Annotated in this window: 14 protein-coding genes; 3 read left to right on the top strand and 11 right to left on the bottom strand. The window is 67.7% G+C overall.

Going from position 1 to position 13,934, the window contains the following annotated elements; genetic code table 11:
- Window positions 1-90: 90 nt before the first annotated feature.
- The 3 genes from ABD116_RS02960 to ABD116_RS02950 all read right to left on the bottom strand — a co-directional run bounded on the left by ABD116_RS02960 (window position 91) and on the right by ABD116_RS02950 (window position 2,095).
- A complete protein-coding gene (locus ABD116_RS02960; RefSeq protein WP_343964508.1) occupies window positions 91-705 on the bottom strand; it encodes an NADPH-dependent FMN reductase in 615 nt (204 codons plus the stop codon).
- A 61-nt stretch (window positions 706-766) separates the two neighbouring features.
- Entirely contained in the window at window positions 767-1,420 is a 654-nt protein-coding gene (locus ABD116_RS02955) for a DedA family protein (RefSeq protein WP_343964506.1), read from the bottom strand.
- Window positions 1,421-1,495: 75 nt separating this feature from the next.
- Window positions 1,496-2,095 carry a maleylpyruvate isomerase family mycothiol-dependent enzyme gene (locus ABD116_RS02950; protein WP_343964504.1) on the bottom strand — a complete coding sequence of 200 codons (600 nt, stop codon included), beginning with the start codon at window positions 2,093-2,095 and terminating at the stop codon, window positions 1,496-1,498.
- Between the two features lie 76 nt (window positions 2,096-2,171).
- Here ABD116_RS02950 and ABD116_RS02945 point away from each other — a divergent pair, with 76 nt between their 5' ends.
- On the top strand, window positions 2,172-2,606 hold the full coding sequence (locus ABD116_RS02945; protein ID WP_343964502.1) for a MarR family winged helix-turn-helix transcriptional regulator: 435 nt from the start codon (window positions 2,172-2,174) through the stop codon (window positions 2,604-2,606).
- A gap of 11 nt (window positions 2,607-2,617) precedes the next feature.
- Here ABD116_RS02945 and ABD116_RS02940 read toward each other — a convergent pair whose 3' ends face one another.
- Genes ABD116_RS02940 through ABD116_RS02920 form a run of 5 tightly spaced genes read right to left on the bottom strand, consistent with a single transcriptional unit; the run spans window position 2,618 to window position 8,133 of the window.
- Window positions 2,618-3,628 carry a LacI family DNA-binding transcriptional regulator gene (locus ABD116_RS02940; RefSeq protein WP_343964500.1) on the bottom strand — a complete coding sequence of 337 codons (1,011 nt, stop codon included), beginning with the start codon at window positions 3,626-3,628 and terminating at the stop codon, window positions 2,618-2,620.
- Window positions 3,625-5,040: a glycoside hydrolase family 1 protein gene (locus tag ABD116_RS02935; protein ID WP_343964498.1), complete on the bottom strand. Its 1,416-nt coding sequence runs from the start codon at window positions 5,038-5,040 to the stop codon at window positions 3,625-3,627. Before ABD116_RS02935 ends, ABD116_RS02940 begins: the two co-directional genes overlap by 4 nt.
- A complete protein-coding gene (locus ABD116_RS02930) occupies window positions 5,037-5,888 on the bottom strand; it encodes a carbohydrate ABC transporter permease (RefSeq protein ID WP_343964496.1) in 852 nt (283 codons plus the stop codon). The genes ABD116_RS02935 and ABD116_RS02930 overlap by 4 nt, the downstream gene beginning before the upstream one ends.
- Window positions 5,885-6,838, bottom strand: coding sequence for a carbohydrate ABC transporter permease (locus ABD116_RS02925; RefSeq protein WP_343964494.1), 954 nt, complete (start codon window positions 6,836-6,838; stop codon window positions 5,885-5,887). Before ABD116_RS02925 ends, ABD116_RS02930 begins: the two co-directional genes overlap by 4 nt.
- The gene (locus ABD116_RS02920) at window positions 6,835-8,133 is read right to left on the bottom strand and encodes an ABC transporter substrate-binding protein (protein WP_343964492.1); all 1,299 of its coding nucleotides are present in this window, start codon (window positions 8,131-8,133) and stop codon (window positions 6,835-6,837) included. Before ABD116_RS02920 ends, ABD116_RS02925 begins: the two co-directional genes overlap by 4 nt.
- Before the next feature lie 145 nt (window positions 8,134-8,278).
- Here ABD116_RS02920 and ABD116_RS02915 point away from each other — a divergent pair, with 145 nt between their 5' ends.
- Window positions 8,279-9,064 carry an AlkZ-related protein gene (locus ABD116_RS02915; RefSeq protein WP_343964490.1) on the top strand — a complete coding sequence of 262 codons (786 nt, stop codon included), beginning with the start codon at window positions 8,279-8,281 and terminating at the stop codon, window positions 9,062-9,064.
- 1 nt (window position 9,065) lies between these two features.
- Here the strand turns inward: ABD116_RS02915 and ABD116_RS02910 are convergent, their stop codons facing one another.
- The 3 genes from ABD116_RS02910 to ABD116_RS02900 all read right to left on the bottom strand — a co-directional run bounded on the left by ABD116_RS02910 (window position 9,066) and on the right by ABD116_RS02900 (window position 12,288).
- Window positions 9,066-9,416 carry a VOC family protein gene (locus tag ABD116_RS02910; protein WP_343964488.1) on the bottom strand — a complete coding sequence of 117 codons (351 nt, stop codon included), beginning with the start codon at window positions 9,414-9,416 and terminating at the stop codon, window positions 9,066-9,068.
- 6 nt (window positions 9,417-9,422) lie between these two features.
- On the bottom strand, window positions 9,423-10,244 hold the full coding sequence (locus ABD116_RS02905; protein ID WP_343964486.1) for a MerR family transcriptional regulator: 822 nt from the start codon (window positions 10,242-10,244) through the stop codon (window positions 9,423-9,425).
- A 145-nt stretch (window positions 10,245-10,389) separates the two neighbouring features.
- A complete protein-coding gene (locus ABD116_RS02900; protein WP_343964484.1) occupies window positions 10,390-12,288 on the bottom strand; it encodes a ricin-type beta-trefoil lectin domain protein in 1,899 nt (632 codons plus the stop codon).
- Between the two features lie 287 nt (window positions 12,289-12,575).
- Here ABD116_RS02900 and ABD116_RS02895 point away from each other — a divergent pair, with 287 nt between their 5' ends.
- Entirely contained in the window at window positions 12,576-13,847 is a 1,272-nt protein-coding gene (locus ABD116_RS02895; protein ID WP_343964482.1) for a family 16 glycosylhydrolase, read from the top strand.
- The last annotated feature ends 87 nt before the right edge of the window (window positions 13,848-13,934 follow it).

Below are 13,934 nucleotides of genomic sequence, written 5' to 3'. Positions count from 1 at the left end.
CGCGCCGCATCTTCCGCGCGGTGGGCGCGGTGGGCGCGGCGGGCGCGGCGGGCGCGGCGGGCGCGGCGGGCGCGGGGCGGATTGGGTGAGTTACTTGGCGGGGGTTGGTTCGGCGACTGGCTGGAGAGCGATTGTGGTTGCCTGCACCAGACCAGCGTGACGACGGAGCCAGACTGAGACCGGGAGCTGGAGGTCCTCGAAGTCCTTCTCCTCCAGCGCGACCGGCGGAGTCGGCACGCTCGCACCGAGCTCGGCGAGGACCGGACGCAAATGCAGGTCAGCAAGCAACTTGTGGCTGGGAGCAGCCGACACAGTGACCGGTACGACGACCGAGCCAGCCAGCGCCAGATGCGGCAGCACGTCGAGGAAGCTCTTCAGCAACCCCGTGTAACTCCCCTTGTAAACAGGCGTAGCCAGCACGATCACCGAAGCCGACGACACCAGCTCGATCGCACTGTCCAACGCCTCCCGATCCCCCTCCGCCGCGCTCTCCCCCTGGAAGATCGCCGGCGCGAACGTGACGAGATCGATCAGCTCGTCGATCCGGTACGGCGTACCGAGCTCAGAAGCAAGCAACTCGGCCACCGACGCGGCAGCCGCCGCCGTCCGGGACCCGGCTTTCGGATTCCCCACCACGGTGACGACGGATTGCGGCCAGACCGGCGGATCCGGCACGATCCGCGGCTCGAAGACGGTTGAGGGCATCGGGACCCAACTCCTGGGAGGTTCGGCAGTGAGATCTCGAGCCTAACCAAAGTCGAGCTGGCTACTTGACTTTCTCAGCTGGTGAACGATTCGCCCTCACCTTGACAACCACGAACCAGGTCACCGCGGCCACCGCACCCGCCAGTACGACGTACTGCAGCACCCCCACCGACGACTCCACGACATGCCACTTCTCACCCAGCGCATACCCCGCGACGATCAGCGCCGTGTTCCACACCGCACTCCCCAGCGCCGTCAGCGCGAGGAACAACGGCACGGTCATCCGCTCGACACCGGCCGGCACGGAGATCAGACTCCGTACCACCGGCACCAACCGCCCGATCAGGACCGCCTTGGCGCCATGCCGGTCGAACCACTCCTCCGCCTTGTCGACGTCCTCGAGCTTGACCAACGGCAGCCGCGCCGCCAGCCCGCGGGTCCGCTCCCGCCCGAGCACGCCGCCCACGCCGTACAGCGCGAGCGCACCCACCACCGACCCGAGCGTCGTGAACAAGATCGCGCTGATCAACCCGAGATCACCCCGATTGGCCGCGAACCCCGCCAACGGCAGGATCACCTCGCTCGGCAACGGCGGGAACAGGTTCTCCAGCGCCACCGCCAGCCCGGCGCCCGGAGCACCCAGCTTCTCCATCAGGTCGATCGCCCAACCGGCCACACCGGTCGGCTCCTGCGTCGTCTGCGCGAGCGCGCTCATCGTCACACCTGGTTCGTCGGGGTCATGGGGTCATTTCCTCGGCCCTCCCAACGTACCCAGCCGGCAAAACCCCACTCAACGACGCGGAAGCAGCGCCGACTCACGCCCGCTGAGCAACAGCAGCAACCCGGCGATCGGCCCGCGTACCTCAGCCCCCGCACCCACCGACCACTCGATGTCAGAGGCAACCAATCTGAAGCCACTCAACCGCTTGCGGGCCTTGAAAGGAAACGACTTGGCCCAGATCCGATCGGCCGCCACCACCGCCGCCTCGACCGGCATCTCATGCCGGCGCCCGAGTGGCAGCACGATGTCCTGGGTATGGATCAGCACATCGAGCAGCGGATCGACAACCGTCGTACCGAGCGGCCGCTGACGCGATCCGGCAAACCGCCGGTACTGCGCAACGATCTCCTCCCCCGAGTACTTCGCCCCCGCCCGCCGCGCCTCCTCGAACACGAATCGATTGAAGTCGCCCCGCGCCCGAACCATCCCGCCCATCACCGGCAGCACCCGGGCCTGCGGCGACGAGATCACATGCGCCGCGACGTCGCGGACCGTCCAGCCCGGACAGACCGACGGCGTCGACCACTCGGCCTCGGTCAGCCCGGCCAGCAGGTCGGCCAACGCCGCGCGCTCGGCATCGACGTACCGCCAGATCTCTTCGGTCTCCATCACGCACCCCAGTGGAACTAGTCAGCCTCTCTGACCAAATTAGACAGCCTCTCTGACCATCAGTCAAGATGGCCGGGTGCCGGACGACGACCCGAACCTCGGACTGCTGCTGTTCATCCCGTACCGCTCCCTGGAGAACCGCGTCTTCGCGCGACTGGCCGCGGCCGGCTTCGAGATCACGCCCGCCCAAGCCCGAGTGTTCCAGCGAATCGGCGCGAACGGCACCCGGCTGACCGACCTCGCCGACCAGGCCCAGGTCACCAAACAGACGGCCGGCTTCCTGGTCGACCAACTCGAGAAGGCGGGCTACGTCCGCCGCGTCCCCGACCCGAGCGACGCCCGCGCCCGCCTCGTCCAGATCACCGAGTACGGCGCCCGGACGATCCCCATCGCCGCCGCCGAGATCGCTGACATCGAGGCCGAGTGGACCGCCCACCTGGGCACCACCCAAGCCACCCAGCTCCGCCGCGCCCTGACCAAACTCCGTGAGGTCACCGATCCCTACGCCTGATCCAGCAGGACTCAGGCGCTGCCGCGAAGCTCCAGCCTGGTCTCGACGATGATCTGAGTCTCCGCAGGCTGCTCACCGCTCAACTGAGCCAGTAGGAGCCGGGTCATCTCGCGCCCCATCTCCTCGGTCGGCTGGAACACGGAGGTGAGCGGCGGGTCGGAGTGCCGGCCACCAGGCGAGCCGTCGAACCCGATCACGGCCACATCCTCCGGAATCCGCCGGCCGGCCGCCTTCAGCACCCGCATCGCCCCGAAGGCCATCGGGTCCGATGCCGCGAAAACAGCATCCAGCCCGGGCGCCCGGTCCAGCAGCGCCACCATCGCCTTCGCGCCGCTCTCCTCACTGAAGTCCCCGTACTCGACCAGGTCCTCGCCGATGACCTGGCGGAACCCCAGCAGTCGCGCTACCCCGGCGGACATGTCCTGCGGACCTGCGATGCACGCGACTCGTTTCCGGCCCTGATCCACCAGGTACTGCGCTGCCTGCCGCCCGCCGGTCGCGTTGTCGGCGTCAACGAAGGGAATGTCCCCGACCGGACGGTTGTCCGGCCCGGCCAGTGGCCGCCCGCACAGCACCAACGGCAGTCCGCCGGCCCGGACCTGGGCCGGCAGGGGATCGTCCGCGTGCTGCGAGAGCATCAGCACCCCGTCGACGTGCTCCCTGGTCAGGAAGCGGCCGGCCCGCTCGCGCTCGGTCGCGCTCTGCACCATCGACAACCACAACTGCAGCTGGGTCTGGGCCATCGCCGAACTGATCCCGCGGACGATGCCGGCGAAGTACGGCTCGGTGAAGAGCCGCTCGCCCGGTTCGGAGATCACCAGGGCCACGCAGTCGGTCCGCCGGGTGACCAGATTGCGAGCCGCCCGGTTCGGCACATAGCCCAGCTCGTCGATCGCCTTCAGCACGGCCGCGCGGGCCGCCGGGCTGACCTGGGAGGATCCGTTCACCACTCGCGAAGCGGTACCCCGCCCCACCCCCGCCCTTGCCGCGACGGTTTCGATGGTGGGACGGGGTTCGGTCATACCGCTAGCCTGCCTCGGATCAGATCGCCGTACCAATAAGCGCTGCTCTTCGGTGTCCGTGTCTGCGTCTCGTAGTCGACATGGACCAGGCCGAAACGCCGCGAGTACCCCCAGGACCACTCGAAGTTGTCGAACAGCGACCAGCAGAAGTAGCCGCGCAACGGGACTCCCGCGTCGATCGCCGCCCGACAGGCCCGCAGGTGGCCGTCCAGGTAGCCGATCCGGTCGGGATCACGGACCAGACCATCCGCATCCGGTACGTCCGCGAAGGCCGCGCCGTTCTCGGTGACGTACAGCGGCACCGGCGGATACTCCCGCGCGACCCGCTCGAGAACACCGGTGAGCCCCTCGGCATGGATCTCCCATCCCATCGCGGTGACCGGCAAGTCGCCCTTCACGAACCCCACGTCCTCGCTGCCGGGCCAGGGCGACGCGCCGGCGCCGCCCCCTCCACCATGACCGTCGTCGCCGCCGGTCGGCTCGCCTGTCACCACATGCCGGGTGTAGTAGTTCACGCCCAGGACGTCGAGTGGGGTGGAGATGACGGCCAGGTCCCCGTCCCGTACGTGCGCGAAGTCGGTCACCGGCGCGAGATCCGCGATCACGTCCGCCGGATAGGACCCGCGCAGGACCGGGTCGAGGAAGAAGCGGTTCTGCAGTCCGTCGATCCGCCGGGCCGCGTCCAGGTCGATCGCCCGCTCACTGGCCGGTACGACCTCGTACAAGTTGATGGTCACGCCGACCTGATGCCCGGCGGACCGGAGCAGGCCGGCGGCCAGGCCGTGCCCGAGCATCAGGTGATGCCCGGCGCGAACAGCCGCAGCAGAATCCTGACGACCCGGTGCGTGCACGCCCGAGCCGTAGCCCAGGAAGGCCGAACACCAAGGTTCGTTCAGCGTCGTCCACTGCCGGACCCGATCGCCCAGTGCCGCGGCGATCGCGCCCGCGTAGTCCGCGAACCGCTCCGCCGTGTCCCGCTCGGGCCAGCCGCCCGCGTCCTCCAGCGGCTGCGGCAGATCCCAGTGGTACAGGGTCGGCCATGGCTCGATACCGGCGGCGAGCAGCTCGTCGACCAGCCGCGAGTAGAAGTCGACGCCCGCCTGGTTGAGTGCGCCGCGACCGCTCGGCTGGACCCTCGGCCAGGCGATCGAGAAGCGGTAGGCCTGCAGACCGAGGTCAGCCATCAAGGCGACGTCGTCGCGGTACCGGTGGTAGTGGTCGATCGCGACGTCGCCGGTCTCGCCGCCCAGCACCCGGCCGGGCGCGTGCGAGAAGGTGTCCCAGATCGAGGGACCACGCCCGTCGGCGGTCGCCGCGCCCTCCACCTGGTAGGCGGCGGTGGCGGCGCCGAACAGGAACCCGGTGGGGAACTCCAGTCCGGTACCGGCCTCGGTCTGGCTGTCAGTTGTCACGACTTGATCGAACCTTCCATGATGCCGCCGATGATCTGGCGGCCGAACAGGACGAAGACCGCGAACAGGGGCAGCGTAGCCAGCGCTGTCGCCGCGAAGACCTGCGCGTAGTCGGTGTAGTACGCCGTCGCCAGCAGGCTGAGCGACAACTGGACGGTCGGGGTGTTCGCGTCGAGGACGGCGTACGGCCAGATGAACTCGTTCCAGGTCTGCATGAAGGTCAGCAGACCGAGTACGGCCGCGGCGGGCCGTAGTACGGGCAGCACGACGTTCCAGTAGATCCGGAAGGTCGAGCAGCCGTCCACCCGGGCGGCTTCCACCAACTCGTCGGAGATCGCCTCGGCGGCGTACTGACGCATCATGAAGACGCCGAAACCACTCACCAGGAACGGCACGATCACCGCCTGCAGGTGACCGTTCCAGCCGATCTTCACCATCAGCATGTACAGCGGGATCAGGCCGAGCTGGACCGGCACCATCATCGTGCCCACGATCACCAGCAGCAGACCGTTGCGGCCGCGGAACCGCAGTTTCGCGAACGCGAAGCCGGCCAGGGTGGAGAAGAAGACCACCGAGACGGTCACCACGCTGGAGACCACGACCGAGTTCACCAGGCCGTAGGCGAAGGCCGCGTGCTCGTTCGCGAACACCCGGCCGACGTTCGCGGCGAGCTCACCGCCCGGGAGCAGCGGCGGCGGTACGTCGTTGATCACGTCGTTGGACCGGGTGGCCACGACGACCATCCAGTAGATCGGGAACAGCGACAACGCGCAGGCGACGATCAGCGCCAGGTACGTCAACGGGCTGGTGCGCCACAGCCGGACCGAGGCGGCCCTCAGCGCGCTCACCGCGCGGCCCGCCGGACGATCAGCAGGTTGATCAGCGAGAACACCACGATCAGCCCGAACAGCGACCACGCGATGGCCGCGCCGTACCCGTACTGGAAGCGCTGGAACGCCGTCTCGTACATGTACATGGTGACCGTCTGGAACTGCCCGAGGGTGCCGCCGAGCATCCTGCCGTTGCCGAAGATCACCGGCTCGGTGAACAACTGCAGACCGCCGATCGTGGAGATGATGACGGTGAACACGAGCGTCGGGCGCAGCAACGGCACGGTGATCCGCCAGAACTGCTGCCGGGGCTTGGCCCCGTCCAGGGAGGCCGACTCGTACAGGTCCTTGGGGATCGCCTGCATCGCCCCGAGCAGGATCAGTGTGTTGTAGCCGGTCCAGCGCCAGTCGACCATCACGGCGATCGCGATCCAGCTGGACCACCAGTTGGCCTGCCAGTCCACCGCGTCCAGGCCGAACGCGGTGATGACGTAGTTGACCAGGCCGACGTCGCGGGCGAACAGCTGGCCGAAGACGATGCCGACCGCCGCCACCGAGGTGACGTTCGGGATCAGCACCCCCATCCGGAAGAAGGTGCGCGCGCGGATCTTGCGGTTCAGCAGATTGGCCACCGACAGCGCCATCAGCAGTTGCGGGACGGTCGCCAGCACGAAGATGCCGACCGTGTTCTTCAGCGCGTTCCAGAAGTCCGGATCCGAGAACAGCGCGGTGTAGTTGTCGAACCAGACGAAGGTGTGGTCACCGATCAGGTGCCAGTCGTGCAGCGAGACCCAGCCGGTGTAGACCAGCGGGAACGCCCCGAAGACGCCGAACAGGACGAAGAACGGCGCAATGAAGACGTACGGCGCGAACTTCATGTCCGCGCGGGTCAGCCGGGAGCGCCAGGAAACCCGGCCGTCGGCGGCACGCGCTGCCGCCGACGACCGGATGACGCCGGAAGAGGTCACTTCGCCTCTTTGACAGCGCTCTTCAGCGCTTGCTGCCAAGCCTTGTCGGGGGTGAGCTTGCCCTGTTCGACCGCCTGCATGGCCGGCTCGAAGGCCCGCTCCTTGACGGCCTGGTGCTTCGGGCCGAGGACGACCGGCTTCAGCGACTTGGCGCCCTCACCGAAGATCTTGCCGACCGGCGCCTTGGAGAAGTAGTCGTTCGTCAGCGCCAGGAACGCGGGGTCGTCCAGCGCCTTGGGCGACGACGGCAGCGGGCCCGCCTCCTTGAAGGCGGCGACCTGACCGTCGGGGCTGGTCAGGAACTTGGCCAGTTCGTAGGCCTCCTTGGGGTGCTTGCTCTGGGTGGGCACGGCCAGCCACGAGCCGCCCCAGTTGCCGCCACCACCAGGCACCGCGGCCACGTCCCACTTGCCGGCGTTCGCGGCGCCGGAGTTGGTCTTGATGATCCCGAGCATCCACGACGGGCACATGGTGACCGCGAAGCTGCCGTTCTTGAAGCCCGCCTCCCAGTCCTTCGACCAGGTGGCGATCTTGGCGCTGACCCCCTCCGACACCATCTTCATCGAGGTGTCCCAGGCCTGCCGCACGACCGGGTTGGAGTCCGCGATCAACTTGTTGTCACGGTCGTAGAAGTTGGTGTCGCCGGCCTGCGACAACATCGCGCTGAAGCTGGTCGTGACCGAGTCGACGAAGCCCTTGGCGCCGGTGTTGGCCGCGGTGAACTTCTTGCCGGTGGTGATGAATTCGTCCCAGGTCGGCCACAGCTTCGACACCGCCTCCCGGTCGGTCGGCAGCTTCGCCTTCGCGAACAGGTCCTTGCGGTAGCAGACCGCCAGACCACCGACGTCGGTACCGAGCCCGATCAGCGGCCCGTCGGCGCCGACCCTGCCCAGGTCCCACTTCCACGGCAGGAAGTTCGGCTGCAGGTCGGCCGCGCCCTGATCGAGCAGGTTGACGAAGTTCTGCGGCTGGGTCTTGAACTCGTTGAGAATGCCCTCCTCGAGCGCCACCACGTCCCCGGCCCCGGTCCCCGCCGCGAGGTACTGGGTGAGCTTGGGCTTGTAGTCGTCGAGCTTCTGCACACTGCGCAGCTCGACCTTCACGTTCGGGTGGTCGGTCTGGTACTGCGCGACCAGCGCCTTGTAGCCGAAATCCCCGAACGTGTCGACCACGAGATTGACCTGGCCGTCTGCTGCCGGCTTCGCGTCGTTCGTGTTCTTGCTGCATGCCCCGACCATGCCCATGGCCGTCACGGCAGCCACCGTGACCGCCAGGAACCGCTTCGTCTGGCTCATCGCCTGACCCCTCCTAGGTACTCAGGGCGCTCCATCTGGGAGCGCTCCCAAGAGCATCGGGGTGACGTAGACCACTGTCAATAGCTCGGTGGGAGCGTTCCCAAATCGAGTCCGAACTGTCGGTGGCCGATGATTGACTGTCCGGATGGCGCGCACGATGACTTCGACCGGACAGCCCGACGACCTGCTGGCAGCGGCCCGCGGCGAGCGGTGGTGGGTGCGCGGACGCCGGGTCGGCTCGGTCGGCCGCGCCGGGAAGTTCGTCGACGACGTCGGCTTCGCCCTACTCTTCCCCGCCGCCAAACCGATCGGCCCGTCCCTGTGGGAGGCCGTCGCGGGCGAGGACGAGGAGCCCTTCGCCGGCGGGATGAACGACAACGAGCAGAAGGTCTGGAGCTGGAAGGACGAGCTCCCCCGCCGCGGCCTCGCCTGGTACGGCGCCTTCCTCGGCGGCCGAGGCTCCTTCCTCTCCCCCAGCCTGCTCGCCGCCCTCTACCCAGGCGAGGGCGAGCTGGACGACCACCAGCACCTGGAGCTATCACCCGCCGCCCACGAACTAGCCGAAGCCCTCACCGCCGAGCCGCTCTCCAGCGCCACCCTCCGCGCCCTGCTCGGCGACAAGAACAAGTACCAACGCGCCATCGGCGAGCTGCAGAAGAACCTGCTGGTCACCACCGCCGGCATCGAAGAACAAAGCAACGGCTGGCCCGCCGCCCTCCTCACCCTCACCTGCGAACAGTTCGACGTCGGCGGCCGCCAGGACCACCACGAAGCAGCCCGCCACTACCTCGACACCATGCTCGAAGCAGCCCCGGTCGACCTGGCCCGAGCCTTCCGCTGGCCAACCCCCAAAGCCCGAGCCCTACTCAACGACCTGGTCGACCAAGCCCAAGCAACGACAGACGGCCGCAGGTACCAACCACTCAGCTAGCTCACTTCTGCTCGGCGAGGTCGAAGACGTTGCCCTCCGGGTCGGCGAGGGTCACCCAGTGGGCGCCGTACTCGTCGAACTCGCCGACCCGCTTGGCGCCCAGGCCGACGATCCGGTCGATCTCCTCGGCCCAGCCGGTGGTGGACAAGTCGAGGTGCAGGCGGTTCTTGCCGGCCCGCTCCTCGGGCACCTGGATGAACATCAGCGCCGACCCGTCGGCCTCCTTGTTCACGGTGGCGAAGAATTCGTTGCCCTCAGCATCGACTGAGGAGTTCAGCACGCCGGCCCAGAAGCCGGCCAGTTCGGCGGCGTTCTTGCAGTCGAAGACGACGTGTTCGAGAGTGATGGACATCCTGGTTCAGCCTTTCGGAGTGGGGAGCCGCTGGATCGGCCAGCAGATCTCGGTACGGAAATCACTGGCCGCGGCACCGTCGCCGGGCCCGGTCAGGTACAGCTCACGGATCGGCCCGGGCGCCACCTCGCAGTACTCCGCGACATGGCTGCCGAGCGCGCCGTAGGTGCGGTCGAAGTCGGCGTACGGTCCGTCGTGCCGGGTGATCGCGAAGTAGCTCGCCGGCAGGTCGACCAGCGAGACCCGCTCGAGCGCCGGCTGATCGGGCGCGACCGGCAGGAACCCGACCACCTCACCGACGTCGTCAGTGAAGAACTCGTCCCCGTACGTCGCTCCCGCGGTCGCGTTGATCCCGTACCGGCCGGCGATCTCGCCCAGCAACCCAAAGGTCTCCGAGCACCAGTCGTCGATCGAGTCGCGGTCGACGCGGTCGGTCACCGCGTACGCCCGGAAGGCCGGCATGAACCGGTACTCGACCGTCAACTCACCAACCGGCAGCGTCAGCATCGACCGCAGTGACGCGACCACGTCCCGCGTCTGCGCCAACTCGCGCTCCATCTGATCCAGATGCAGCCGCAACGTCTGGTCGCGGGTCTGGACGTCGGGCGCCTCCACCACCGCCCGTACCTGAGCCAGCGGCATCTGCAGGTCGCGCAGCCGCCGGATCAGCTGGGCCACCGGGACCTGCGCCGTCTCGTACCGGCGGTAGCCCGACGACGGGTCGATCCGCGCCGGCGCCAGCAGGCCGATCTCGTGGTAGTGATGCAGGGTCTTCACGCTGAGATGCGTGAGCCTGGAGAACTCACCAATCGTCACTGACGCCGTCATGAGGCAACCCTCCACCCTCCGCCTACCGGAGAGTCAAGCACCCCAGAACGCAACTCGACCGCCACCGGGGGCGCGGTGGCGGTCGTGCTGCAGGTGTCCCCGTGCGGACACCGCGTTCGGTCTGGCCGGTGTCAGTGACTACCGGCTAGGAGATGGTCCACTTCTGGTTCGCGGCTCCGGTACAGGACCAGATCTGCAATCGGGTCCCGTTGGCGGAGTTGTTGCCGGTGACGTCCAGGCACTTGTTCGCCTGGGGGTTCGTCAGGTCGTTGTTCGCGTAGTTCCATTGCTGGGCGCCGCTGCCGTTGCAGGTCCAGAGCTGTGTCTGCGCTCCGTTGGCGACCGAACCGCCCGACACGTCCAGGCACTTGCCGAGTGCACGGAGGGTGCCGTCACCAGGCCGGCTCCACTGCTGGGCAGCGCTGCCGTTGCAGTCGTACAGGTTGACCGGAGTACCGTCCGCGGTGTTCGCGCCGGCCACGTCGATGCACTTGCCGGCGAGGCCGGTGATCTGGCCGCCCGTACCGCCGCCACCCTGGGTGCCGGACCAGGTGAAGGTCGCCGAGGTCTTGGTCGGCAGGGTGTAGGTGAAGGACTGGCTGCCCCAGTTCACCCGGACCGACTGGTTGCCGCCGGTGGTGTTGAAGGCGATCAGCGACTTCGAGCCGTCGGGGTTCTTCCAGGCGACGTTCTTGACCGAGGCGTTCGCGGTCGAGTCGATCCGCAGCGCGCCCGGCTTCACGAACTTGGTCAGGTGACCCATCGTGTAGTACTCGACGGTCTTGGTGACCTGGCCGGCCTGGCCGTCGTTGCGGTGCACGGTCACCAGGCCGGTGCAGACGTTGCAGCCGGAGCCGACGAACGGCAAGTGGTTCTCGTCCAGCGCGATGCCCCACTTCACCCACGACTTGTCCCAGTTGCGGGTGTAGTCGATCAGGTTGTTCATGTCCTCGACCTGCTGGTTCGGGATCCAGGTACCACCCGAGTGCTCGGTCATGTAGGCGGGCACGTTCGGGTACTGGTTGTGGATCTGGGTCTGCAGGTTCACGTCACCGCCGTACCCGTGCCAGGCGATACCGCCGAAGTTCGGGTCGTTGCGCAGCGTCGCGTCGGCCAGCGGTACCGAGCCGAGGTCGTTGTAGTTGCCCCAGTTGTAGTCGAGCACCATCACCTTGGTGGACAGCCCGGCCGCGTGCAGCGCCGGGAACAGGTGGTTCTTGGTGAACTCGAGCAGGCCCGAGCCGTTCCAGTTCATCGACGCGTAGCCGGTGCTGTCGCTGCCGCAGCAGGTCGGCTCGTTCTGCACCGTGACGTAGTCGATGTGGTTGCCCTGGGCCTCGTTCTGCTGGATGTACTTGACGAAGTACTGGGCGTACATCGGGTAGTACTCGGCCTTCAGCCAGCCGCGGTGGACGAAGTCGTTGTTGTCCTTCATCCAGGCCGGCGCGCTCCACGGCGAGCCCATCACCTTGAGGTTCGGGTTGAGCTGCTTGGCCTGCTTGGTCAGCGGCACCACGTCGGCCAGGTCGTGGTTGATGGTGAAGTCGTTCAGGTTGCAGCAGGTGTCGTCGTAGGAGTAGTTGAACCGGGCCAGGTCGGAGGCGCCCATCGGGTTGCGGACGAACGACAGGCCGATCCCGTTGACCGGGTCGAACAGGTCCTTCATCACCTGGTTGCGGGTCGCCGCCGAGATCGTGTTGCTGCTGTTCAGCAGCCACGCGGAGCTGTCGGCGAAGGACGCGCCGCCGCCCTCCCAGGACTGGTACGTCGTGTTCTCGTTGACCGTGATCGTCTGGTTGGCCGTGCCGCCGGCCGGGCCGAAGTTGACCGGCGTCTGCTGCTGCAGCCCCCGGGTCACGTTCTGGCCGGCCGAGTCGTTGGTGGTGGTCAGGTAGACGTTGACCTGCTCGCCGGCGGCGTGCGCGGGCTCTGGATTGCTGATGCCGATTCCGGTCGCGATCACGGACAGGGCCGCGAGCCCGGCGAGCGCCGGCAGCACACGCCGGCGACGACCGCCGAGACGGAGGGTCCAGTTCGGAGACATGGGCGGATCTCCCTTTTGCTCAAGGGCTTTCTCAGGGGTGGGTAGGACCCCGAGGTACCGGCGTCTGCCCTCGCCGCAACTGGTGGTCAGCTTGAGATAACCATCGGTGAATAGCCGTGTCAACGTCAGGGCGCCACTTTTTTCACAGCTTATATTTATGTGTGGTCTTGACCTGAGAGCGTTCTCACAGCAAGCTGCCACCCAGCGAAACCCTGTCTCGCGACAGTCCGCCCCCCGCCCCCAACGGCCGGACATCACGCTCCGGCCGCGCGAGAAATGAGGCACGCATGAGGCTCACGCGTACCCGGTTCCGGTCAGCCGCCCTGCTCGCCGCAGGCGCCGCACTGGTCGGCACCGCTCTGCTCCAGTCCCCCGCAACGGCCGGTACCTCCGCTGTCGACTCGGCCGCGTCGCCGATGGCGGCGAACGCGGTCGGACCGGTCATCTGGGAGGACAACTTCGACGGCCCGGCCGGCCAGGCCCCCGACTCCAGCAAGTGGCGCTACGACATCGGCGGCTCCGGCTGGGGCAACGACGAGCGGCAGTACTACACCAACAGCACCCGCAACTCCGCCAAGGACGGCGCCGGCAACCTGGTGATCACGGCGCGCCAGGAGAACGGCGGCTTCCAGTGCCACTACGGCCCGTGCCAGTACACGTCGGCCCGGCTGCTCACCGCTCAGACCTTCACCCAGACGTACGGGCGGTTCGAGGCGCGGATCAAGATCCCTGGCACACAAGGGGTCTGGCCCGCGTTCTGGATGCTCGGCGCCGAAGGTGGCGGCTGGCCGAACAACGGTGAGATCGACATCATGGAGAACATCGGCCGCGAGCCGAACACCGTGCACGGAACCATTCACGGCCCGGGCTACTCCGGCGCCGAGGGCATCGGCGCGGGGTACAACTCCCCCAACGGCCAGGCCTTCCGCGACGGCTTCCACACCTACACGGTCGACTGGGAGCCCGGCGCGATCACCTGGTACGTCGACGGCGTCCAGTACCAGCGCCGCACCCCGGCGGACCTCGGTGGCGACACCTGGGTCTTCAACCACCCGTTCTTCCTGATCATGAACGTCGCGGTCGGCGGCTACTGGCCGGGCTACCCCGACGGCAGCACGGTGATGCCGCAGACGATGACGATCGACTACGTCCGCGTCAACCAGCTCACCTCCGGTGGCGGCGGTACCGGCGGTGCGATCAAGGCGCTCGGCAAGTGCATGGACGTCGCCGCGGCCAACTCGGCCGACGGTACGCCGGTACAACTCTACGACTGCAACGGCTCCGCCGCCCAGCAGTGGACCCGCCCCGGCGACGGCACCATCCGCGCCCTGGGCAAGTGCCTGGACGTAGCCGGCGGCGGCACCGCTGACGGCACCAAACTCCAGATAGCCACCTGCAGCGGCAACCCCGCCCAGCAGTTCACCTACACCGGCGCCCAAGACCTGGTGAACCCCCAGGCCAACAAGTGCGTAGACATCCCGTCAGCCAACACAGCCAACGGCAACCGCCTACAAATCTGGACCTGCAACGGCACCGCCGCCCAGAAGTGGACCCTCTAGCCAACCCCCACCCCAACCACGCCCATCTCGGGGGTTAACCCCCGAGATGGTGGGTTGCCCCACCAGAATCTGGTGGGGCAACCTTGC

Source organism: Kribbella koreensis, assembly GCF_039525325.1.
Taxonomy (GTDB): Bacteria; Actinomycetota; Actinomycetes; order Propionibacteriales; family Kribbellaceae; genus Kribbella; species Kribbella koreensis.
The sequence above is the reverse complement of the archived record's forward strand: the minus strand, read 5'-3'. Positions and strand labels throughout refer to the sequence as shown.

Coding starts and splice junctions, on each gene's coding strand:
- ABD116_RS02960 (WP_343964508.1), bottom strand. CDS start 705: ATGCCCTCAACCGTCTTCGAGCCGCGGATCGTGCCGGATCCGCCGGTC.
- ABD116_RS02950 (WP_343964504.1), bottom strand. CDS start 2,095: ATGGAGACCGAAGAGATCTGGCGGTACGTCGATGCCGAGCGCGCGGCG.
- ABD116_RS02905 (WP_343964486.1), bottom strand. CDS start 10,244: ATGACGGCGTCAGTGACGATTGGTGAGTTCTCCAGGCTCACGCATCTC.
- ABD116_RS02920 (WP_343964492.1), bottom strand. CDS start 8,133: ATGAGCCAGACGAAGCGGTTCCTGGCGGTCACGGTGGCTGCCGTGACG.
- ABD116_RS02900 (WP_343964484.1), bottom strand. CDS start 12,288: ATGTCTCCGAACTGGACCCTCCGTCTCGGCGGTCGTCGCCGGCGTGTG.
- ABD116_RS02910 (WP_343964488.1), bottom strand. CDS start 9,416: ATGTCCATCACTCTCGAACACGTCGTCTTCGACTGCAAGAACGCCGCC.
- ABD116_RS02955 (WP_343964506.1), bottom strand. CDS start 1,420: ATGAGCGCGCTCGCGCAGACGACGCAGGAGCCGACCGGTGTGGCCGGT.
- ABD116_RS02915 (WP_343964490.1), top strand. CDS start 8,279: ATGGCGCGCACGATGACTTCGACCGGACAGCCCGACGACCTGCTGGCA.
- ABD116_RS02895 (WP_343964482.1), top strand. CDS start 12,576: ATGAGGCTCACGCGTACCCGGTTCCGGTCAGCCGCCCTGCTCGCCGCA.
- ABD116_RS02940 (WP_343964500.1), bottom strand. CDS start 3,628: ATGACCGAACCCCGTCCCACCATCGAAACCGTCGCGGCAAGGGCGGGG.